Source organism: Tenacibaculum geojense (assembly GCF_042676005.1).
Lineage (GTDB): Bacteria > Bacteroidota > Bacteroidia > Flavobacteriales > Flavobacteriaceae > Polaribacter > Polaribacter geojense.
Genome location: NZ_JBHTJR010000066.1, coordinates 1 through 549, shown reverse-complemented (window position 1 = coordinate 549; position 549 = coordinate 1). Strand labels below are relative to the sequence as shown.

Below are 549 nucleotides of genomic sequence, written 5' to 3'. Positions count from 1 at the left end.
TTTATATTTTATCATTCCAATGTCTTTTACGTAAAACGAATCTTGATAAAATCTTTGCTCAACGTCGTGGTCAAGTGCAAAAATTATATATTCGTCTCTAAATTTCAATGCTTCATATTCCTTTCCATTTACAGTAATATTTTCAATTCCAGATTCCACTCTTTTCTTTTTAAAATCGAAGCGACCATATTTATTGACATATTTAACAGAATATGTATATTCTTTATCTCCATCCCATTTGTAAACGTCTTTATCAACTACCTTTGCTTTAATTTCTTTTCTTTCTCCTTTGTCATTCATTTCAAAGTCAGAGTAAGCAGTTAATTCAGCACCACTTTCTGTTATAATCTCGTCAAACGTATTGTAGACATTATAGTCAGAATCGTAAGAAACTGTTTTTAATTCATTTGTTTTCGGATTTGATGTTACTTTCCAATACTCAATTTTCGTCGAGTCGTTTTTATCCACGTATTTATAAATTTTTGTTTCTGTTTGATTATAAAATGGATAATAGAAGTCTTTTAAATTTTCTTGGGACTTACAACTTAA

Annotated in this window: 1 protein-coding gene; it reads right to left on the bottom strand. The window is 28.6% G+C overall.

What is annotated here, in order from left to right; all coding sequences use genetic code 11:
- The coding region (locus tag ACFQ1U_RS13680) for a hypothetical protein (protein ID WP_386109336.1) at positions 1-468 on the bottom strand (468 nt) is incomplete at its 3' end.
- Between the last annotated feature and the right edge of the window lie 81 nt (positions 469-549).